Origin of the sequence: Flavobacterium sp. TAB 87, from assembly GCF_001529295.1 — a bacterium.
GTDB lineage: Bacteria > Bacteroidota > Bacteroidia > Flavobacteriales > Flavobacteriaceae > Flavobacterium.
On the sequence record NZ_LLWK01000032.1, the window covers coordinates 89,874 to 109,310 of the forward strand.

The following is a 19,437-nucleotide window of genomic DNA, read 5'->3' on the forward strand; positions in this document are numbered from 1 at the left end:
GCTTTTTAATAATTATTAATTCACTTTACCTTATATTAAAAAAAGCTTCGTCACTATTACCGACGAAGCTTTTTTTGTTTTTAATCCCTTATAATTTAGTCTTTCAAAGCGTTTTTTAATCCTTCAAAATCAACCGAAATTTGCTCGCCTGAAACTAAGTTCTTAAGTGAATATTTATGCGACACCATTTCTTCTTCACCAACAATAACTGCAAACGGAATAGCGCGTTTGTCTGCGTGTTGAAATTGTTTGGCAACCTTGGTATCATCAGGATACAGTTCTACTTTTATATTTTCGTGTCTTAATTTCTGAATGGCTTGCAAGGCATAGAAAGCCTCTTTGTCTCCATAATTAATAAACAATGCTCTAGAAGAAGCAGCTACCGTTTCAGGAAACAATTGCAACTCTTCGATAACCAAATAAATTCGATCTAAACCGAAAGAAATTCCAACACCACTCATGTTTTTTAAACCAAAAATACCCGTCAAATCGTCGTATCTTCCGCCGCCACCAATAGAACCCATTGCGACCGTTTTTGGAGCTGCTACTTCAAAAATAGCACCGGTGTAATAATTTAAACCACGAGCCAATGTTACATCCAAATCTAAAATGGCACTAGTTAATCCTAACTTAGAGACATTATCGCAAATAAAACGCAACTCTTCTACTCCTTTCATTCCTTCTTCCGAAGAAGCTAACAATTCTGAAAGTTGGTTTACTTTATCTGAAATACTTCCGGAAAAAGAAAAAAGAGGTTGCACTTTTACCAAGGCTTCAGCAGATATTCCTTTTTCAATCATTTCTTTTTTAACGCCTTCTTCACCAATTTTATCCAATTTATCTAAGGCAACGGTAAAATCAATCAATTTATCAGATGCTCCGATAACTTCGGCAATGCCCGATAAAATTTTACGATTGTTAATTTTAATCGTGACGCCTTCCAACCCTAATGCACTAAAAACGGTATCATATAGTTGTACCAATTCGACTTCTTGCCACAATGATTTTGAACCAACTACATCGGCGTCGCACTGAAAAAATTCTCTAAAACGTCCTTTTTGTGGACGATCAGCTCTCCAAACCGGTTGAATTTGATATCTTTTAAATGGAAATTCAATTTCATTTTGATGTTGCACAACGTATCTCGCAAAAGGAACAGTTAAATCATAACGCAAGGCTTTTTCTGAAATACTAGCGGTTAATTTGGTACTGTCTTTAGACTCTAGATGAGTAGAATTTGCTTTGGATAAATAATCGCCTGAGTTTAAAATTTTAAAAATCAAACGATCTCCTTCTTCTCCATATTTCCCCATTAAAGTATCCGAATTTTCAAAAGAAGGCGTTTCGATTGGCTGAAAACCAAACTTTTCGAAATTACTTTTGATAATTTGAATGATATACTGACGTTTTGCCACTTCAGTTGGTGAAAAATCTCTCGTGCCTTTGGGAATACTTGGTTTTGATGCCATTTCAATTTTTAATTTTAAATTCTTGAGTGTCGATTTCGTAATTCTGAAACTCTCAATACAATATATCTTAGAGAAAACTAAAGACTTAAAGACTTCTTAAACGCATAGTAACATGGAATTTTCTTTATTTAAAAAAGACTTTCTATTTTGGGTAGAAAACATAGCTTTTAATAAAATTTCAAAAATAATACAACTATGAATGTATGTGTTTAATTTTTTTCTACTGTGTAATATTGATTTAAGCGACTGCAAATATCTTACTTTTTAAAATATTTTACAGCGCTTCTAAAACAAACTTGTAACAAAAATTGTATTTTCGTGACAAATTGGTACGATGCTAAAACTATTTAAAGAAAATATCCGAATTGCTTTTGGTTCCATCCGAACGCAAATTTTACGAACCATTTTGACCGTATTAATTATTGCTATTGGAATTACTGCTTTGGTGGGAATTTTAACGGTAGTTTCGGCTTTAGAAAATACCATTTCTACAGATTTCGCTTCTATGGGCGCCAATACATTCAACATCAATCAGTACGAGAATGAAGTAAAACAGCGTGGAGGAAACGAGCGAGAAATAATCAATCCAATTATTTCGTATCCTGAAGCGGTTGAATTTAAGAACAAATATAACTTTCCGTTTGCCGAAACCTCACTTTCATTTACTGCCACATCTTCTGCCGAAGTAAAATATCTGGGAGAAAAAACAGATCCAGAAATTAGCGTGGTTGGTATCGACGAATACTTTTTGACGAACTCTGGTTTAGAAACTACTTTGGGTCGTAATTTCAATCGCTTTGACGTTGAAAACAACACGTACAATTGTATCGTTGGTTCTGATTTTGAAAAAGGTCTTTTTAAAGACATCAATCCAATTGACAAAATAATTTCAATTCGTGGCGCTCGTTTTAGAGTTATCGGAGTTTTAAAGGAGAAAGGCTCCACGTTCGGGAACAGTCAAGATTTACGTGTGCTAATTCCTATTCAAGTGGCACGTTCATTATTTACAGCACCAAGTATCAATTACACGGTGAGTATAATGGTTAGCAAAAAAGAATTATTAGATGAAGCCATTGATAACGCAACAAGCACGATGCGCAGAGTTCGAAAACTAAGTCCAGTTCGTGATAATAATTTTGGAATTGTACGCAGTGATGACTTGATTAATCGTATTTTGGGAATTACCCAATATCTCGGTATGGCGTCATGGCTTATCAGTATTATTACTATTTTAGGTTCTTCGATTGCCTTAATGAATATTATGATTGTTTCGGTTACCGAAAGAACCCGCGAAATTGGCGTACGAAAAGCTTTAGGCGCTAAAAAAGTGACTATTGCGACTCAATTTTTTATAGAAACTATGATTATTGGCCAATTGGGCGGATTGGTTGGAATTATTTTAGGAATTTTAATTGGTTACGGAATTTCTACTGCCATGAGTTTTGTTTTTGTGGTGCCTTGGACTGCTATTTTTGCTGCTTTTGCGACTAGCTTTATGGTTGCCGTGATTTCTGGTCTATATCCTGCAATTAAAGCTTCTACCTTAGATCCTATCGAGGCATTAAGATACGAGTAGTCATTTTTTAAAATACACTTTAAACCACTATATTCCATGATGACATTAATTGCAATTTTCTTTCCGTGTATTTCTTTTTTCTTGAGAGGAAAAATACTTACATCCATATTATGTTTATTTTTACAAATAACTTTAATTGGTTGGATTCCTGCAGCCATTTGGGCAGTTCTTTCTTTGCAAAATGCAAGAGCTGACAAGCGCAACAGAAAGTTGGTTAACGCTTTAAGAGTGAAGTAATTTACATTCTTTATCATTCTTGCAAATCGTAAATAACTAATTCCTTTCTATTAACGATTCTAAGACCTTCTAATACTATATTAAAAGTGAATGCGTTACGCTTTTAAAACTTCACAACCAATCATTCGGTCATTTTCGTAAATATCTTTGCGAAGTTCAATATTTTTAAATGATTTAGTTTCTAATAAGGCTTTTGTTTCTTGTCCTAAATATTGATTGATTTCGAAGAATAATTTACCGTCAGCAGCGAGGTTTTGCTGCGCTAAATCGGCAATTTTTTTATAAAAAATTAAGGCATCTTCATCTTCTACAAACAAAGCCAAATGCGGCTCATTGTGCAGTACATTATTTTTTATTTCTTGCTTTTCTAAATTACGCACGTACGGCGGGTTAGACACAATAATATCATATTGCTCCTGTAACTCATTGGTCTCCAAAATATTTTTATGCAGGAAATGAACTTTGACTCCGTTATTTTTTGCGTTTTTTCGCGCCGTTTCCAATGCTTCTCTCGAAACATCAATCGCGCAGACTTTAGCATTTGGCAGATTTTTAGCCAATGAAATAGCGATGCATCCACTACCAGTACCTATGTCTAAAATATTGACTTTTTTATTTTCTGGAAATTTAAACTTGACCACATCAACAATCCATTGCACTAATTCTTCCGTTTCGGGACGCGGAATCAATACATTCGAATTCACTTCAAAATCCAATCCATAAAAACTTGTTTTTCCTAATAAATACTGAATCGGGATTTCTTTTTTTAATTGTGCTAAAAATGAATTCCAAACTTGAATTTCGTCTACATTAAATTCTAATTCAGGATTCAAAGCCAAATGAATTTGTTTCAATTGATGCTTTTCTTCCAATATCAAATAAAAAAAACTCTCTGATTCTAACGCATCGTACAAAGCTAAAAGTTCTTGAATAAAATGAGTTCGGTAAGATTTAATTCGCATAACGTAGGTATTAAATTTGAAAGAATTTTGAAATAATTAAAATCTTGGGGAGTTTATTTCTTTTCTTTATTTGAACAAAGAAAAATGCAAGTAACTAAAAAGTGCATCAACTGTAATTGCAACAAAGTAGCTGCTTTTAATTTTACAACAATTTCTTACATAAAGTCTTACATTTTTTATTTTACCGTCAAAAAGTACAATTAAAAAACAAAACAAATGAGTTTTGTCTCAAAATCTACTTACAATTCTTTCAGCATCCAAACGGGACAGGAACTGTGACCTGTATTTCCCATTGGTTGGTCTAAATAATTAAAACCTGCTTTTCGATATAATTTTTGCGCTGATTCCATAAAAGACATGGTTTCGAGATAGCATTTTTTAAAGCCAAAATTTCGAGCATCCATCAAACATATATCCATCATCGCAGAACCAATGCCGCTGCCTCTTGTCTCGGGTAAAAAATACATTTTTTGCAATTCACAAATATCCTCAGACTCATTTACTAAGGGGCCAATTCCGCAACATCCTACCACTTTCGTATTAAATTCTACAACATAGTATGCCGATTTTGGCTTATTGTATTCCTCGAACATTTCATCCAAATGCGGATCAGCATAAGCGGTTCCTACTTTTGGAATTTCCAACTCCTCAAAAACCGAGCGAATTAGTTCCGCAACTGCTGCATTGTCTTCGTGCGTCATTTTTCGAATTACCCAATTTTCCATTGTCTTACAAAAGTTTTAATTTTCAACAAAAGTAAAAATACTTTTCCGTTATTCATGTCTTTCAAAACGAAATGAACCAATCTAAATTGACTATTTTTGTAAGGTGAAAAAGCATCAAAAACACATCAGCCGCTGCATCGAACTTGCCAAAAACGGATTAGGAACTACCTATCCCAACCCTATGGTTGGAAGCGTAATTGTTTACAACGACCGAATTATTGGAGAAGGTTGGCATAAAAAAGCAGGAGAACCGCATGCCGAAGTACACGCAATAAATAGTGTCAAAGATAAATCGCTACTAAAAAAAGCGACTATTTACGTTAGTTTAGAACCCTGCAGTCATTTTGGTAAAACACCACCTTGCTGCGATTTAATTATTGCCACGGGAATTCCGAATGTAGTTATTGGAACGGTTGACCCCAACGAAAAAGTAGCCGGTCGTGGAATTAAAAAATTAATTGAAGCGGGGAAAAATGTGACAATTGGTATTTTAGAAACAGAATGCAACCTACTTAACAAACGTTTTTTCACTTTTCACAACAAACAACGTCCGTATATTATTTTAAAATGGGCCGAAACTGCCGATGGTTTTTTAGCACCAACAGCTGCCCATTCGGAGCGCGCTCCCGTTTGGATTACCAATGTCTATTCGCGCCAATTGGTTCATAAATGGAGAACAGAGGAGCAAGCAATTTTGGTTGGAACACAAACTGTTGTTGCAGATAATCCGAAATTAAATGCACGCGATTGGTCAGGAAACAATCCAGTTCGAATTGTGCTTGATAAAAACCAACGCATTACTAAAGAAAGCTATATCTTTGATAATCAAATAAAAACAATTGTATTTAGCGCAAAACCTCTAAAGCATTCTCTTGAAAACATTATCTTTGAATGTATTGATTTTAATAAAAATATTGTTCCGCAAATCATTACAAAATTATACGAACATCAAATTCAATCGGTAATAATCGAAGGTGGTTTGCACACTTTACAGTCTTTTATCGAAAGTAACCTTTGGGATGAAGCTCGAATTTTTATCGGTGCTAATTCTTTTGTAGAGGGCATAAGGGCACCAACAATTAGCGGAAACAGAAAACTAATTCAGCAGCTGAACGACGACCAATTAATTCAAATTAATAACCATGATTGATACAATAATTTTTGATTTTGGTGATATTTTTATCAATCTCGACAAGCAAGCTCCTGTTATTAAATTTAAAAAACTAGGCCTTAACGAATGGAATTCGGAACTGGATGAACTAAATATTCAATTTGAAACCGGTAAAATTTCGCGTGAAGAATTCTTAGCTGGTTTTCAAAAACAAATTCCAGATGCTTCAGAAAAAGCAATTTTAAAAGCTTGGAATTCTGTGCTACTTGATTTTCCCTTATATCGTTTGGAGTTTTTACAATTGCTCTCTAAAAAATACCGTCTGTTTCTATTAAGCAATACCGATTCAATTCATATTGCAACTTTTGAGAAAAAAGTAGGCGCTTCATTTTACAGTGATTTTTATCAATGTTTTGAAAAAGTATATTTTTCCTTCGAAATGGGCATGCGAAAACCAAATCCTGAAATTTACAGTCAACTAATTAAAATTCATGAGCTTTCTCCAAAAAGAACTTTGTTTGTAGACGATCGCGCAGACAATACCGACGCTGCAAAAGCGCTAGGAATTCATGTTTGGAACTTAAAAGTCGGAACAGAAGATGTTATCGACTTATTTGATAAAAATTTTATTTAAACCTATTTTCTTGGATTACTTAGACACGTACCATACAATTGCTTCGGCATCAGACGAGATTTTATACAAAGAAAAAGGCAGCAAGTTTTTCGGCTATTCGTTCCCTCTTGCTACCGAAGAAGAAGTTAAACCCATTATTGAGACCTTAAAAAAGCTACATCCAAACGCAGTTCATTATTGTTATGCCTATCAACTTGGAACGGCACCAACAATAAGTTATCGCGCAAATGACGATGGCGAGCCAAGCAACACTGCTGGACTGCCGATTTACGGCCAAATTCAGTCGTTTAATGTAACAAACTTGCTAATCGTAGTTGTTCGCATTTTTGGAGGCGTAAAATTAGGAGTAGGTGGTTTAATTTCGGCCTATCGAACTACTGCGCAAATGAGTCTCCAAGTTTGTGAAATTATTGAAAAAACAATTGATGTACATTTTATAATCTCATTTGATTATATAAACATGAACAAAGTGATGCGTGTAATTAAGGAAAAAAATCTTGCTATTGTTTCACAAGAAATGGAAATGGATGAAGCTACCGGAAATCCGATTGGCAAAATTGAGATAAAAATTAGAAAAAAAAGCGCCGAAATGATTTTCGACACCTTTAATTCAATATTCGAAATTAACATAGAACAGCTTTAATTTTTACTAAAAAAGCAATCTCGTTTTGCAATTATTGGAGCTTTTTCACAATATCCAAAATATAATCTGGCGGAGCAATCGGACGACCCGTTTTTAACGACACAAATACCAGTAAAAAGTAGGCAGTTGTTAATAACTCATTCGCTTCGTTATAAATCGCGCAATCAAATTCAATCTTAACAGAAGTTTGACTTTTAAAGTTTGTATGAACCGTAAGTAGTTCATCATAGCGTGCCGATTTTTTATAATTAATGGTCATAGAAACGATGGGAAGCGCAATACCACTTTGCTCCATCTCTTTATACGAAACTCCTTGATTTTTAAGCCATTCCACTCTTCCTATCTCAAAATAAGGCACATAATTGCCATGATAAACGACTCCCATTTGGTCTGTTTCTGAATAGCGAACACGTACTTCTACTTGGTGATTTTTCATTATTTTATTTTTATTATTTTTTTATCACAGGATTAAGTCCTTACAACAATATTTCGTAAAAATCCAACCCTAAATATTTTTTTTTAACGATTTTTGTTCACATATTTGTTCTTCTGAATAACAACAAAAATTCAGTCTCTTTTAGCAAGAGAACTATTATAAAAACATAAAATTATTTGAATCTTATGAACAAAACTGCTCAATCGGTGTGGGAAAATTGTTTGTCTTTCATAAAAGACAACATTCAAGATCAGGCATACAAAACTTGGTTTGAACCAATCAAATCAGTTGAACTAACCGACAACGCATTATACATTCAAGTTCCAAGTAAATTTTTCTACGAATGGCTAGAAGAGCATTATGTTAAATTATTAAAAGTTGCCCTTACTAAAGAACTTGGGAAAAATGCAAAGTTACTCTATAAAATTAAAATGGAGAACACTTATGGCAATAAACAACCTTTTACGGAGCAATTGCCAAGTTCAAATAGAGCTCCAGTAAGACCGCAAGAAGTAGATGCACCTTTTAAAAATTTAAACCCAGAATTAAAGAATCCTTTTGTAATACCTGGAATTCGTAATTTAAAAATCGAATCGCAATTAAATTCTAATTATAGTTTTGATAATTTCTTAGAAGGAGACTCGAACCGTTTGGCCCGTTCTGCTGGTATGGCAGTTGCGAACAAACCTGGAGGAACTTCATTTAATCCGCTATTAATTTTTGGTGGAGTTGGATTAGGAAAAACGCATTTAGCGCATGCTATTGGTGTTGAAGTAAAAGAGAAGTTTCCAGAAAAGACGGTTTTATACATTTCTGCAGAAATTTTTACCCAACAATATATTGATTCGGTGAAGAAAAACAATCGAAATGATTTTATTCACTTTTATCAATTAATCGATGTTCTAATCATTGATGATGTACAGTTTTTATCTGGGAAATCAGGAACACAAGATGTTTTCTTTCATATATTTAATTACTTACACCAAAATGGAAAACAAGTAATTTTAACATCAGACAAAGCGCCTGTTGACATGCAAGATATCGAACAACGTTTGTTATCTCGTTTCAAATGGGGATTGTCTGCTGAATTGCATCAACCGGATTACGAAACTCGTATTTCTATTTTAAAAAATATTTTATATCGTGATGGTGTTGAAATACCAGATGATATTATTGAATATGTGGCGCGCAATATTAAAAGCAATGTTCGTGAACTTGAAGGAGCAATTATTTCTTTGATCGCACAATCTTCTTTCAATAAAAAAGAAGTTACTATTGACCTCGCTAAAAGTGTCGTTGAAAAATTTGTAAAAAATGTTAAACGAGAAATTTCGATCGATTATATTCAAAAAATAGTGTCCGATTATTTCCAGTTAGATATTGAAACTTTGCAATCAAAAACGAGAAAGAGGCACGTGGTACAAGCGAGACAGCTGGCTATGTTTTTTGCGAAAAAATTCACTAAAGCTTCGTTGGCAAATATTGGTTCTCAAATTGGAGATCGCGATCATGCTACTGTACTACACGCTTGTAAAACAGTAGACAACTTAGTTTCTACAGACAAACAATTCAAAAAATTTGTCGAAGACATTAATAAAAAACTAACGCTATAAACGCAGCATGTCCGTAAAAATTTTAATGGTTTGTTTAGGAAATATTTGCCGATCACCATTGGCAGAAGGAATTCTAGCAGCCAAACTACCCAAAGAAAAATTTACAGTAGATTCAGCAGGAACAGGTGATTGGCACGTTGGTCACGGGCCTGACAAACGTTCTATTGCAATTGCTAAAAAAAATGGTCTAAATATTTCCAATCAAAAAGGAAGACAGTTTACGGCTATCGATTTTGACACTTTCGATTATATTTATGTAATGGACAGTTCCAATTACGACAATGTCATTGCCTTGGCTACTAATGAAAATCAAAAAAGCAAAGTACAATTAATTTTAGACGAAATTTTTCCTGGAGAAAACGTTGATGTACCCGATCCTTTTTACGGGTTAGCAAATGGTTTCGAAACCGTATACGAAATGCTTGACGACGCTACAGCAAACATTGCCGCAAAACTTATCGAAAAATACAAATAACTAAGTATAAAAAGTATTTATTTAGTACCGTCGTTTTTTGAAACGAATTAAAAAATACTACTTCGCCTTCTTATCTTATGGTTTGCTTTAGGTAGACAATAACAAGCAAGAGGCGCACTAATAAAATTTCAATATGATTCAATCAACTCCACTTTTAGGCAAATTATATTTAATTCCAACTACTATGGGCGACTGTGACCCTATGGATGTTTTGCCACAAACTATAAAGAGAGCCATTGATTGTATTGATTATTATGTTGTAGAAAACGACAAAACAGGACGTCGTTCTATTAAAGCGGTTAGTCCCGAAAAAAAACAGTCGGAGCTCAAACTTTTTGTATTGAACAAACACACCGAAGTTCACGAACATTTAGAATTTATAAAGCCCTTGCTTGAAGGCCAAAACATGGGATTATTAAGCGAAGCTGGATGTCCTGGTGTAGCAGATCCTGGAGCTGTAATCGTAAAATTAGCGCACGAAAAAGGCATTCAAGTGATTCCTTTGGTTGGTCCTTCGTCTATCTTATTAGCCATGATGGCGTCTGGAATGAACGGACAAAGTTTTACATTTAACGGGTATTTACCAATCGATAAAGACGACAAGAAAACGGCTTTAAAGAACTTAGAAAAATTGTCACACGACAAAAATCAGTCACAGCTTTTTATTGAAACGCCTTATCGCAACAATAAAATGTTAGAAGACATTTTGCAAGCAATCCAACCTTCCACTCATTTGTGCATTGCAACCGACATTACTTTGTCGTCTGAATTCATCAAAACCTTGCGTGCTTCAGAATGGAAAAAACTGAAAGTCGACTTACACAACCGCCCAACCATTTTTATTATCCATAAAATGTAACTTCATCTTATATCTCCAATATTAAAATACATCTTCTCAAAATTTAAACATCACCTTGCCCTTCTTTGTGATCCATTTCATTTGTGGTAAAACTCTGATTGGTGACTCAATTTGTTAAAAATTAACACAATTTATTATGCATGCATAATAAAATATGTGTATTTTTACTCTTTTAAAACGAATCATATGAGTTATACCGATAAAATGTTAAGAGACGACGCCTTAAAAGGAAAAGTAATTGTAGTTACTGGTGGCGGAAGTGGACTTGGAAAAGCAATGACCAAATATTTCATGGAATTAGGCGCGAAAGTGGCTATAACTTCTAGAGATTTAGACAAATTAAAAAATACAGCTTCAGAACTAGAAACAGCAACAGGTGGAACTTGTTTACCTGTACAATGCGATGTTCGTCATTATGAAGAAGTTGAAAATATGTTACAAGCAGTTTTAAAAGAATTTGGTCAAGTTGACGTTCTTTTAAATAACGCGGCAGGAAATTTTATTTCGCCAACCGAAAGACTTTCAGCTAATGCATTTGATACTGTAATTGATATCGTTTTAAAAGGATCAAAAAACTGTACGTTGGCTTTTGGTAAGCACTGGATTGACAGCAAACAAAAAACATCTACCATTTTAAATATCGTAACGACTTACGCTTGGACAGGTTCTGCTTACGTAGTACCAAGTGCTACTGCAAAAGCGGGAGTTTTAGCCATGACCAGAAGTTTGGCTGTAGAATGGGCAAAATATGGTATTCGCAGTAATGCGATTGCTCCAGGTCCATTTCCTACTAAAGGCGCATGGGATCGATTGTTACCAGGTGATTTAGCCGAAAAATTTGACATGGCTAAAAAAGTACCATTAAAACGTGTGGGTGATCACCAAGAGCTAGCCAATTTGGCTGCTTATTTGGTTTCTGATTTCTCTGCATACATAAACGGTGATGTAATTACTATTGATGGTGGAGAATGGTTAAAAGGTGCTGGACAATTCAACTTATTAGAGGCCATTCCAGAAGAATTATGGGATCAGCTTGAAATGATGATTAAAGCAAAGAAAAACAAATAAAATAAGTGCTTACTAAATTCAGTTATTCAAAATTCTGAATGCACAAAGGTCTTAATTACATTGTAATTGAGACCTTTTTTTTGTTTCTTAAACATCACTTTACGCGAAAAGTTTAGCAAAAAAAATCCAACAAAAACTAGTTTAAATTCTTATTTTTGCAACATCAAATAAACAAACATACTTATGCTTATCATCGGACTTGCAGGTGGAACAGGATGCGGAAAAACGACCGTGGTTAATCAAATACTTAATGAGTTACCCGAGACCGAAGTGGGAATTATATCTCAAGATGCATACTATAAAAGAAATGACACGCTCTCTTACGATGAACGCGCATTAATAAATTTTGATCATCCACGAGCGATTGATTTCGAATTATTAGTAGCTCATCTTAAAGAACTTAAAGAAGGAAAAACGATCGAACAACCGGTATACTCCTTCATAAAACACAACAGAACCGAAGATACGGTAAGTACACATCCACGAAAAGTAATGATCGTTGAAGGTATTTTAATCTTAACCAATCCTGAACTTCGTGACTTATTCGACATCAAAATTTACGTTCATGCCGACTCAGACGAGCGTTTAATTCGTCGTTTAAAAAGAGACATAGCCGAGCGTGGTCGTGACTTAGACGAAGTTTTAACGCGGTACCAAAATACGCTAAAACCAATGCATGACCAATTTATCGAGCCATCCAAAGCATTTGCCGATATCATTATTCCAAACGACCGTTACAATACCGTAGCAATTGATGTAGTTCGCGCCGTTATTAATCAACGTATCTTATAAATTTATTGTAATTTAGGACCATAATTTAAGGAGCTATTTCCCGTCATCCGCTGTATCTTTTGCTGGCTAAAGAAGCCAACAAAAGGATGCCGCTGCTACCGGGGCTAAAAAAACCACAATGAAAAACCCGTACAGAGAAAAACCTTGGTTTAAATTCCTAAGCAACAAATATGTTTGGGTACTATTGTTTTTTCTGGTTTGGATGGGCTTTTTAGACAATTATTCCTATTTTGATCATCGGTTCCTAGACGACCAAATTGAAGAACTAGAAGACAATAAGGCGTATTATCAAGAAGAAATAAAAAAAGATCAAAAACAGATTAAAGATTTGCAAAATCCGGAGCAAATAGAAAAATACGCTCGTGAAAAATATTTCATGAAAAAAGACAACGAAGATATTTACATTATCGAATTTGAAAGTGATTCCACTAAAACCGATAATTAAACCTTAAAAGAAAACAATATGGCTGCATCTCTTTTTGATACTTTTAATCCGGTTTCGTCCAAACAATGGAAACAAAAAATTCAATTTGAGTTGAACGGTGCCGACTACAACGAAACTGTAATATGGAATTCACCCGAAGACATTCAGGTAAAACCTTTTTACCACAGCGACGATTTTAAAAATCCATTACCGATTGCTACGAAAGCTTCTGATTTTAAAATTTGTCAAAATATTTTCGTTTATGATATTGAAAAATCAACATTAAGAGCTATTGAATCTTTAAATCGTGGCGCACAAAGTCTTCGTTTTACAATTGAAAACAGCGACTGCGACCTCCAAAAATTACTTAGTCCAATTCCTTTAGAAAATAAAATCGTATACTTTAATTTGAATTTTATCTCAATCGATTTCGTTTCTAAATTAGAAGAAATTGCGAGCGATAAAAAAGCTGTTTTTTATATTCTTAATGACCCGATCGGACAACTCGCAAAAGACGGAAATTGGTTTGCGACCACTGATAAAAATAATTTTGAAACACTCGAAAATCTTTCAAAACAACATAGAAATTCTAATTTACTAGCGGTAAATGGGAACTTGTACCAAAATGCTGGTGCCAACATGGTTCAGCAAATTGCCTACAGTTTAGCACAAGCTAACGAATATTTAAACCGAGTACCCTCGTATCGTAACACTATCGTCTTTGAAATGGCGGTTGGAGGAAATTACTTTTTTGAAATTGCGAAACTTCGAGCTTTACGAATCGTATTTGATCGTATTGCCATAGAATATCATGCCGATTTAAAGTTTCATCTGTTAGTAACGCCATCCAAACGCAATAAAACAATCTACGATTACAACGTCAATATGTTACGCACCACCACCGAGTGCATGTCGGCTATTATTGGTGGTGCAGACGCCATTGCCAACTTACCATACGATGCTTTGTACCATAAAGACAATGAGTTTGGCGATCGTATTGCACGCAACCAACTGCTTATTTTAAAAGAAGAAAGCTATTTTGACAAAGTAGATAATCCTGCAGATGGAAGTTATTATATTGAAAGTTTGACGATGCAATTGGCAGAAAAAGCACTAACTCTTTTTAAAGACATTGAATCCAACGGTGGGTTCTTAAAGCAACTTAACGACGGACTTATCAAAAGAAAAATTCAAGAAAGTGCCGATAAAGAGCAAGAATTGTTTGATCGTAAAAGTGCCGTTTTGGTAGGAACCAATAAGTATACAAATGAGACTGACCGAATGAAACACGATTTAGAATTGTTTCCATTTGTAAAAATCAAGCCACGAAAGACATTAATTACGCCAATTATCGAAAAAAGATTGGCCGAAAAAGTAGAACAAGAACGTTTAGCAACCGAAGTTTAGTTTGTAGATGTACTTAATTCACTACCCAAAAAAGTAGCAATGACAAGAAAAAACCTCCAACATATCTCTTTAGATTCTTCAACAGTTAAAAATACTAGTGCTGAAGCTATTGAAAATAATTTTCTTACTGCTGAAGATATTTTGATCAAACCAAACTATTCGTCAGCAGATATTAAAGACTTGCATCATCTCGATTTTGGTGCTGGTTTTGCCCCTTATTTAAGAGGTCCCTATGCCTCGATGTACGTACGAAAACCGTGGACAGTTCGCCAATATGCAGGGTTTTCTACTGCTGAAGAAAGTAATGCTTTTTACCGTCGCAATTTAGCTGCAGGTCAAAAAGGTTTATCGATCGCATTCGATTTACCAACACATAGAGGATACGATTCAGATCACGAGCGCGTGGTTGGAGACGTAGGTAAAGCAGGAGTTGCCATTGATTCTGTTGAAGACATGAAAGTGTTGTTTGATCAGATTCCATTAGACGAGATGTCGGTTTCTATGACCATGAACGGAGCTGTTTTACCCATTATGGCTTTTTATATTGTGGCCGCCGAAGAACAAGGAGTAGCGACCGAAAAACTTTCAGGAACCATTCAAAATGATATTCTCAAAGAATTCATGGTCCGCAACACCTATATTTACCCACCGACACCTTCGATGAAAATCATTGCTGATATCTTTAAATTTACGAGTAAGAAAATGCCTAAATTCAATTCTATCTCTATCTCTGGTTATCACATGCAAGAAGCGGGAGCTACCGCAGATATTGAGCTGGCTTACACGTTGGCTGACGGCTTAGAATACATACGCACCGGTTTATCTACCGGAATGAATATTGATGATTTTGCGCCGCGTCTGTCTTTTTTCTGGGCAATCGGAATGAATCATTTTATGGAAGTTGCCAAAATGAGAGCAGGCAGAATGATTTGGGCCAAGCTCATTCAGCAGTTTAACCCAAAAAGTGACAAATCGTTGGCCTTACGAACACATTGTCAAACTAGCGGTTGGAGCTTAACCGAGCAAGATCCGTTTAACAATGTAGCTCGAACAACAATTGAAGCAGCAGCAGCAGCTTTTGGAGGAACACAATCCCTACACACCAACGCTTTAGATGAAGCCATTGCTCTACCTACCGATTTTTCAGCTCGAATCGCTAGAAATACACAACTCTATTTACAGCAAGAAACGAAGATCACTAAAACGGTGGATCCTTGGGCAGGCAGTTATTATGTCGAAAGCTTAACTAATGAACTGGCTGAAAATGCTTGGAAATTAATACAAGAAGTTGAAGAACTTGGCGGAATGACCAAAGCGATTGAAGCTGGTATTCCAAAATTGAGAATCGAAGAAGCAGCTGCTAGAAAACAAGCGCGTATTGACAGTGGACAAGATATTATTGTCGGGGTGAATAAGTACCGACTAGACAAAGAAGATCCTTTGCAAATTCTAGACATCGACAATCAATTGGTGCGCAAACAACAAATTGAACGTTTGGAGCAAATTAAGTCGAGTCGTGATGCTCAAAAAGTACAAGAAAACTTAAATCAATTAATAGAATGTGCTAAATCAGGAAAAGGAAATTTATTAGAAATTGCTATAGAAGCGGCTAGAAATAGAGCAACTCTTGGTGAAATTAGTGATGCCTTAGAAACCGTATTTGGCCGATTTAAAGCACAAATAAAATCTTTTAGCGGAGTGTATAGTAAAGCAATTAAAAATGACGAAAGTTTTGAAAAAGCCAAGCAATTAGCTGATATTTTTGCCAAACAAGAGGGACGACGTCCGAGAATTATGATTGCAAAAATGGGACAAGACGGACACGATCGAGGTGCAAAAGTAGTGGCAACTGGCTATGCCGATGTAGGTTTTGATGTAGATATTGGTCCGCTTTTTCAAACTCCAGCAGAAGCAGCTAAACAAGCGGTTGAAAATGACGTACATATTTTAGGCATTTCTTCTTTGGCTGCGGGTCATAAAACACTGGTGCCACAAGTAATTGAAGAATTAAAAAAACACGGACGAGAAGATATTATGGTCATTGTTGGTGGCGTAATTCCTAAACAAGATTATCAGTTTTTATTTGATGCCGGTGCCGTTGCTATTTTCGGACCTGGAACAAAAATTAGTGAAGCTGCTATTACCATTTTAGAAATTTTGATCGATTAGCTTTGCAGAAAATTACATGCAAAACTTTCAAATATACAAGTAACTTTAAAATAGAAAAACTTTGTTTTAAGCTACTTTTCTAATAAGAATTTAATAAAAGTAAAAAAAAATAGCTACTCAATTGAGCAGCTATTTTTTTTTATATTTTACTTACCGTAGCCTTACTATCCGCTTCGATAAATGAAATGTCATATCCTCCAAATTTTCGCATGTAGCTGCTTATTGAAGTTCCATAAGCATCTCTAAAATTTCTCTTTCCTCCGTTTCTAAAAAAACGCTTTACTGATCCGGGACCGCCTAAATGTGCTGCTGCTAAAATACCAGATTCTGTTACCATAACATCACCAATCATTTTGCCCTCGTACTTTGCTATTTCTTTACGAAGCAACCATTTGTTTTGTGACAGTAGTGCAATAAATGCTTTTTCTTGTAATGCCGGATTTTGTAAAAATTTGGAATCATTTTTAACTCCTACAGTTCTTAAGGTTTCAGAACCGAACTGGTATTTTCCCATATAACCTAACGAATTTACTTTTCGATAGTGTCCTTGAGATTCTTTTAAAGCGAGTGCTTCTTTGAAGCCGTTTAATCTTTTTCCTGTAAAAGGAATGTTTAAACTGACGTAATCTTCTTGTTTTTCTGATGGAAATAAATAAACTTCCTCTGTGTTTTTGTCCGTTAAAAACCATGGACTTATTTCTAATGTAAAGGGTTTAAAACCTACGCTTAAAAACGCGACAATAACTGTCAAACTCGAATAAAAATGCCATTTCTTTATCATAAATTGGTTTTCTTTTGAAACTGTCACTTTCAAAAATTTCTGCCAGCAAAGATACAATTAAAATTATAAAACTGAAAATCAAGCTGTTAAACTTATCTAAAAGTAAAAAAAGTGACCGGTAACTCCCTCGTTAGGAGAATATTCGAGAGTGGGAGCTGGAATTTTTATGGTGTTGAAAACGGAGAAAATTGTTTTCAAAAAATGCGATTTTGTTTCAATTTTTGTCAAGTCAACGTCTACACTAAGGTAAAATTGACGATGTCTTTTCGCATTTCCATGTGATAAATTTGCACTGTTTTTGGAAGAACCAGCAATCATTTCTTCAGCTCCATATCCTAACGCAACATTAATCCATTTTGGAATAGTTGTTGTTTTTGCAAAAGAATATAAATTCGCAGACAACCAATAGGTCTGTCCATTATAGTCCTTCAATAATTGTTTTTGAAAATTAGTTCCTAAAACATTTGGTCTTAGTGCTGCGTAATGAGTCGTGTGAAAAGAAAATTTAGGTGTAATACGTTGTTCTTTCCACAGAAGTTCTTGTGAAACGAATAAAGCCGTTCCAGAAGCATTAGCAATCAAATCTCCTGATGAAGCTCCCCATTCAGATGAAAATCCATCTAAAACTTCAACAGCGGTTAAAAATGCAAAACCGAGCGTCGCTCCATAGATCAATTGTGACCTCTCACTTCCTCCAGTCCATTGTAGCATTTCTGCTCCAACACGTCCTAAGTGATAGGCGGAATATAAATGGCCTACTTTATCCATTTGCAACCAATCACTGTTATCATTTATAAAGTGAAAATTAGTTTTCGGGTAGTCAGCGTACCAAAGTTGATTTAAACCAATTAAAGTGACCGAAGCTAAGGCAGCTTCAGTACTATAGACCGTATTTTTTCTTTTTAGATTTAAAGTATCTGATGGCGTTAGGAAACGATCAAATTTACTTTGCGCAAAAGATAATTGGCTTAGCAGTATAAAAGTAAAAATAGAAATCTTCCGTAGTAGCAAACCTATCTATTTACTCCTTGCGCATTGATCCATTCTGAATATTTCCTAGCATTTACAGTATGTTCTTCGTAAGTGGAAGCAAATTCATGATAACCAAAGCGATCTATACTCGCACAGAAATAGATGAAATCATTTTTTTCTGGATTTAAAACAGCATCTAAAGCAGTAATATCGGGCATTGCAATGGGACCTGGAGGCAAACCAATATTGACGTATGTATTATAGGGAGACGACATCGTTAAGTCCTTATAAAAAACTCGTTTAATAACTTGCTCAAAATCATCTGATTTTTTCTTGATCGCATAGATTACTGTAGGGTCAGCTTGAAGTGGCATTCCCAAACGAATTCGGTTTAAGTAAACTCCAGCAATTCTAGGTCTTTCGTCTTTTTTAACAGACTCTTTGTGTACGATTGAGGCTAAAATAGTAGCTTCAACTGGCGTCATACCTTGTGCCTTTGCTTTAGCTACACGTTCGTCTGTCCAAAAAACACGATACTCTTTGATCATTTTATCTCGAAACTTATCTGCAGAGGTATTCCAATAAATTTCATAAGTGTTCGGAATAAACATGGCAAAGACGTTTTCTTTAGTGAATCCGTTTTCTTTCATAAAAACAGAATCAGTTATCGCTGCCATTAAAGCTGTACTGTCGGCCTCTATTTCAGAACCAATTCTGCCTGCAAAACTTTCCAACCGTTCTTGGTTGTTGAATGCTAATTTTACTGCATTATTAGATCGCATTGCACGAACTAAGTCGATGTTGTTCATTCCTTTTTTAAGTAGAAAACGACCTGCTTTCACATTTTGTGGATAATCACGCTTATTGGCTACCATCTCAAAACGATCCATGTTTTTCACGTAAGGTTTTAAAATGACTTTAATATCATCATAATTAGAACCCGTCGGTACATAAACATAAGTCTCATTTTTTTCGAATTGCGTATTGCTGCTAAAAATTTGCTGTATTAAGATAAAGCCATAAATCAGTAAACCTGAGATAACAACAATAGAAGCGATGGAAATTATTTTCTTTATAGTCAAAA

At 35.0% G+C, this 19,437-nt stretch carries 20 protein-coding genes; 13 read left to right on the forward strand and 7 right to left on the reverse strand.

The annotated features are described in order from the left end of the window. Window positions 1–95 precede the first annotated feature (95 nt). Window positions 96–1,469 (reverse strand): histidine--tRNA ligase, encoded by a 1,374-nt coding sequence (gene hisS, locus AP058_RS04285; protein ID WP_066307215.1) that lies wholly within the window; start codon window positions 1,467–1,469, stop codon window positions 96–98. Window positions 1,470–1,803: 334 nt separating this feature from the next. Between hisS and AP058_RS04290 the strand changes: the two genes are divergently transcribed. Further along, a complete protein-coding gene (locus tag AP058_RS04290; RefSeq protein ID WP_066307216.1) occupies window positions 1,804–3,045 on the forward strand; it encodes an ABC transporter permease in 1,242 nt (413 codons plus the stop codon). Between the two features lie 36 nt (window positions 3,046–3,081). Beyond that, a complete protein-coding gene (locus AP058_RS04295) occupies window positions 3,082–3,282 on the forward strand; it encodes a YqaE/Pmp3 family membrane protein (RefSeq protein ID WP_197413380.1) in 201 nt (66 codons plus the stop codon). A 95-nt stretch (window positions 3,283–3,377) separates the two neighbouring features. Here AP058_RS04295 and prmC read toward each other — a convergent pair whose 3' ends face one another. After that, window positions 3,378–4,244: a peptide chain release factor N(5)-glutamine methyltransferase gene (gene prmC / locus AP058_RS04300; RefSeq protein ID WP_066307219.1), complete on the reverse strand. Its 867-nt coding sequence runs from the start codon at window positions 4,242–4,244 to the stop codon at window positions 3,378–3,380. 239 nt (window positions 4,245–4,483) lie between these two features. Next, window positions 4,484–4,969 carry a GNAT family N-acetyltransferase gene (locus tag AP058_RS04305; protein ID WP_066307221.1) on the reverse strand — a complete coding sequence of 162 codons (486 nt, stop codon included), beginning with the start codon at window positions 4,967–4,969 and terminating at the stop codon, window positions 4,484–4,486. A 103-nt stretch (window positions 4,970–5,072) separates the two neighbouring features. Between AP058_RS04305 and ribD the strand changes: the two genes are divergently transcribed. The 3 genes from ribD to AP058_RS04320 are packed head-to-tail and all read left to right on the forward strand — an operon-like array spanning window position 5,073 to window position 7,357. Beyond that, on the forward strand, window positions 5,073–6,119 hold the full coding sequence (gene ribD, locus AP058_RS04310; protein ID WP_066307222.1) for a bifunctional diaminohydroxyphosphoribosylaminopyrimidine deaminase/5-amino-6-(5-phosphoribosylamino)uracil reductase RibD: 1,047 nt from the start codon (window positions 5,073–5,075) through the stop codon (window positions 6,117–6,119). Continuing rightward, entirely contained in the window at window positions 6,112–6,714 is a 603-nt protein-coding gene (locus AP058_RS04315) for an HAD family phosphatase (protein ID WP_066307223.1), read from the forward strand. The genes ribD and AP058_RS04315 overlap by 8 nt, the downstream gene beginning before the upstream one ends. A gap of 10 nt (window positions 6,715–6,724) precedes the next feature. Further along, window positions 6,725–7,357 (forward strand): YigZ family protein, encoded by a 633-nt coding sequence (locus AP058_RS04320; protein WP_066307341.1) that lies wholly within the window; start codon window positions 6,725–6,727, stop codon window positions 7,355–7,357. A gap of 31 nt (window positions 7,358–7,388) precedes the next feature. On the opposite strand, the gene AP058_RS04325 is transcribed toward AP058_RS04320, so the two are convergent. Continuing rightward, window positions 7,389–7,793: a thioesterase family protein gene (locus AP058_RS04325; protein ID WP_066307224.1), complete on the reverse strand. Its 405-nt coding sequence runs from the start codon at window positions 7,791–7,793 to the stop codon at window positions 7,389–7,391. 185 nt (window positions 7,794–7,978) lie between these two features. On the opposite strand from AP058_RS04325, the gene dnaA reads away from it, so the two are divergent. From dnaA to scpA, 8 genes are all read left to right on the forward strand, one after another. Beyond that, complete coding sequence (dnaA, locus tag AP058_RS04330; RefSeq protein WP_066307226.1) at window positions 7,979–9,406, forward strand: chromosomal replication initiator protein DnaA; 1,428 nt, start codon at window positions 7,979–7,981, stop codon at window positions 9,404–9,406. A gap of 7 nt (window positions 9,407–9,413) precedes the next feature. Further along, window positions 9,414–9,881, forward strand: coding sequence for a low molecular weight protein-tyrosine-phosphatase (locus tag AP058_RS04335; RefSeq protein ID WP_066307228.1), 468 nt, complete (start codon window positions 9,414–9,416; stop codon window positions 9,879–9,881). A gap of 133 nt (window positions 9,882–10,014) precedes the next feature. Beyond that, window positions 10,015–10,740 carry an SAM-dependent methyltransferase gene (locus AP058_RS04340; RefSeq protein WP_066307230.1) on the forward strand — a complete coding sequence of 242 codons (726 nt, stop codon included), beginning with the start codon at window positions 10,015–10,017 and terminating at the stop codon, window positions 10,738–10,740. 186 nt (window positions 10,741–10,926) lie between these two features. Continuing rightward, window positions 10,927–11,808 carry an SDR family oxidoreductase gene (locus AP058_RS04345; protein WP_066307232.1) on the forward strand — a complete coding sequence of 294 codons (882 nt, stop codon included), beginning with the start codon at window positions 10,927–10,929 and terminating at the stop codon, window positions 11,806–11,808. 183 nt (window positions 11,809–11,991) lie between these two features. Beyond that, the gene (udk, locus tag AP058_RS04350) at window positions 11,992–12,600 is read left to right on the forward strand and encodes a uridine kinase (protein ID WP_066307233.1); all 609 of its coding nucleotides are present in this window, start codon (window positions 11,992–11,994) and stop codon (window positions 12,598–12,600) included. A gap of 118 nt (window positions 12,601–12,718) precedes the next feature. Then, the gene (locus tag AP058_RS04355; protein ID WP_066307234.1) at window positions 12,719–13,045 is read left to right on the forward strand and encodes a septum formation initiator family protein; all 327 of its coding nucleotides are present in this window, start codon (window positions 12,719–12,721) and stop codon (window positions 13,043–13,045) included. Between the two features lie 18 nt (window positions 13,046–13,063). After that, window positions 13,064–14,431, forward strand: coding sequence for a methylmalonyl-CoA mutase subunit beta (locus AP058_RS04360; protein ID WP_066307238.1), 1,368 nt, complete (start codon window positions 13,064–13,066; stop codon window positions 14,429–14,431). A 39-nt stretch (window positions 14,432–14,470) separates the two neighbouring features. Further along, the gene (scpA, locus tag AP058_RS04365; RefSeq protein ID WP_066307239.1) at window positions 14,471–16,600 is read left to right on the forward strand and encodes a methylmalonyl-CoA mutase; all 2,130 of its coding nucleotides are present in this window, start codon (window positions 14,471–14,473) and stop codon (window positions 16,598–16,600) included. A gap of 139 nt (window positions 16,601–16,739) precedes the next feature. On the opposite strand, the gene AP058_RS04370 is transcribed toward scpA, so the two are convergent. The 3 genes from AP058_RS04370 to mltG all read right to left on the reverse strand — a co-directional run bounded on the left by AP058_RS04370 (window position 16,740) and on the right by mltG (window position 19,435). Beyond that, complete coding sequence (locus tag AP058_RS04370; RefSeq protein ID WP_066307342.1) at window positions 16,740–17,381, reverse strand: peptidoglycan-binding protein LysM; 642 nt, start codon at window positions 17,379–17,381, stop codon at window positions 16,740–16,742. Between the two features lie 96 nt (window positions 17,382–17,477). Then, complete coding sequence (locus tag AP058_RS04375; protein WP_066307240.1) at window positions 17,478–18,392, reverse strand: DUF2279 domain-containing protein; 915 nt, start codon at window positions 18,390–18,392, stop codon at window positions 17,478–17,480. A 2-nt stretch (window positions 18,393–18,394) separates the two neighbouring features. Next, window positions 18,395–19,435 carry an endolytic transglycosylase MltG gene (gene mltG / locus AP058_RS04380; RefSeq protein WP_066307242.1) on the reverse strand — a complete coding sequence of 347 codons (1,041 nt, stop codon included), beginning with the start codon at window positions 19,433–19,435 and terminating at the stop codon, window positions 18,395–18,397. Window positions 19,436–19,437 lie beyond the last annotated feature (2 nt).

Excerpts from the sequence above, each read along its gene's own strand:
- hisS (WP_066307215.1), bottom strand. The coding sequence starts at position 1,469 with ATGGCATCAAAACCAAGTATTCCCAAAGGCACGAGAGATTTTTCACCA.
- AP058_RS04290 (WP_066307216.1), top strand. The coding sequence starts at position 1,804 with ATGCTAAAACTATTTAAAGAAAATATCCGAATTGCTTTTGGTTCCATC.
- AP058_RS04295 (WP_197413380.1), top strand. The coding sequence starts at position 3,082 with ATGATGACATTAATTGCAATTTTCTTTCCGTGTATTTCTTTTTTCTTG.
- prmC (WP_066307219.1), bottom strand. The coding sequence starts at position 4,244 with ATGCGAATTAAATCTTACCGAACTCATTTTATTCAAGAACTTTTAGCT.
- AP058_RS04305 (WP_066307221.1), bottom strand. The coding sequence starts at position 4,969 with ATGGAAAATTGGGTAATTCGAAAAATGACGCACGAAGACAATGCAGCA.
- AP058_RS04315 (WP_066307223.1), top strand. The coding sequence starts at position 6,112 with ATGATTGATACAATAATTTTTGATTTTGGTGATATTTTTATCAATCTC.
- AP058_RS04325 (WP_066307224.1), bottom strand. The coding sequence starts at position 7,793 with ATGAAAAATCACCAAGTAGAAGTACGTGTTCGCTATTCAGAAACAGAC.
- dnaA (WP_066307226.1), top strand. The coding sequence starts at position 7,979 with ATGAACAAAACTGCTCAATCGGTGTGGGAAAATTGTTTGTCTTTCATA.
- AP058_RS04335 (WP_066307228.1), top strand. The coding sequence starts at position 9,414 with ATGTCCGTAAAAATTTTAATGGTTTGTTTAGGAAATATTTGCCGATCA.
- AP058_RS04340 (WP_066307230.1), top strand. The coding sequence starts at position 10,015 with ATGATTCAATCAACTCCACTTTTAGGCAAATTATATTTAATTCCAACT.
- AP058_RS04345 (WP_066307232.1), top strand. The coding sequence starts at position 10,927 with ATGAGTTATACCGATAAAATGTTAAGAGACGACGCCTTAAAAGGAAAA.
- udk (WP_066307233.1), top strand. The coding sequence starts at position 11,992 with ATGCTTATCATCGGACTTGCAGGTGGAACAGGATGCGGAAAAACGACC.
- AP058_RS04355 (WP_066307234.1), top strand. The coding sequence starts at position 12,719 with ATGAAAAACCCGTACAGAGAAAAACCTTGGTTTAAATTCCTAAGCAAC.
- AP058_RS04360 (WP_066307238.1), top strand. The coding sequence starts at position 13,064 with ATGGCTGCATCTCTTTTTGATACTTTTAATCCGGTTTCGTCCAAACAA.
- scpA (WP_066307239.1), top strand. The coding sequence starts at position 14,471 with ATGACAAGAAAAAACCTCCAACATATCTCTTTAGATTCTTCAACAGTT.
- AP058_RS04370 (WP_066307342.1), bottom strand. The coding sequence starts at position 17,381 with ATGATAAAGAAATGGCATTTTTATTCGAGTTTGACAGTTATTGTCGCG.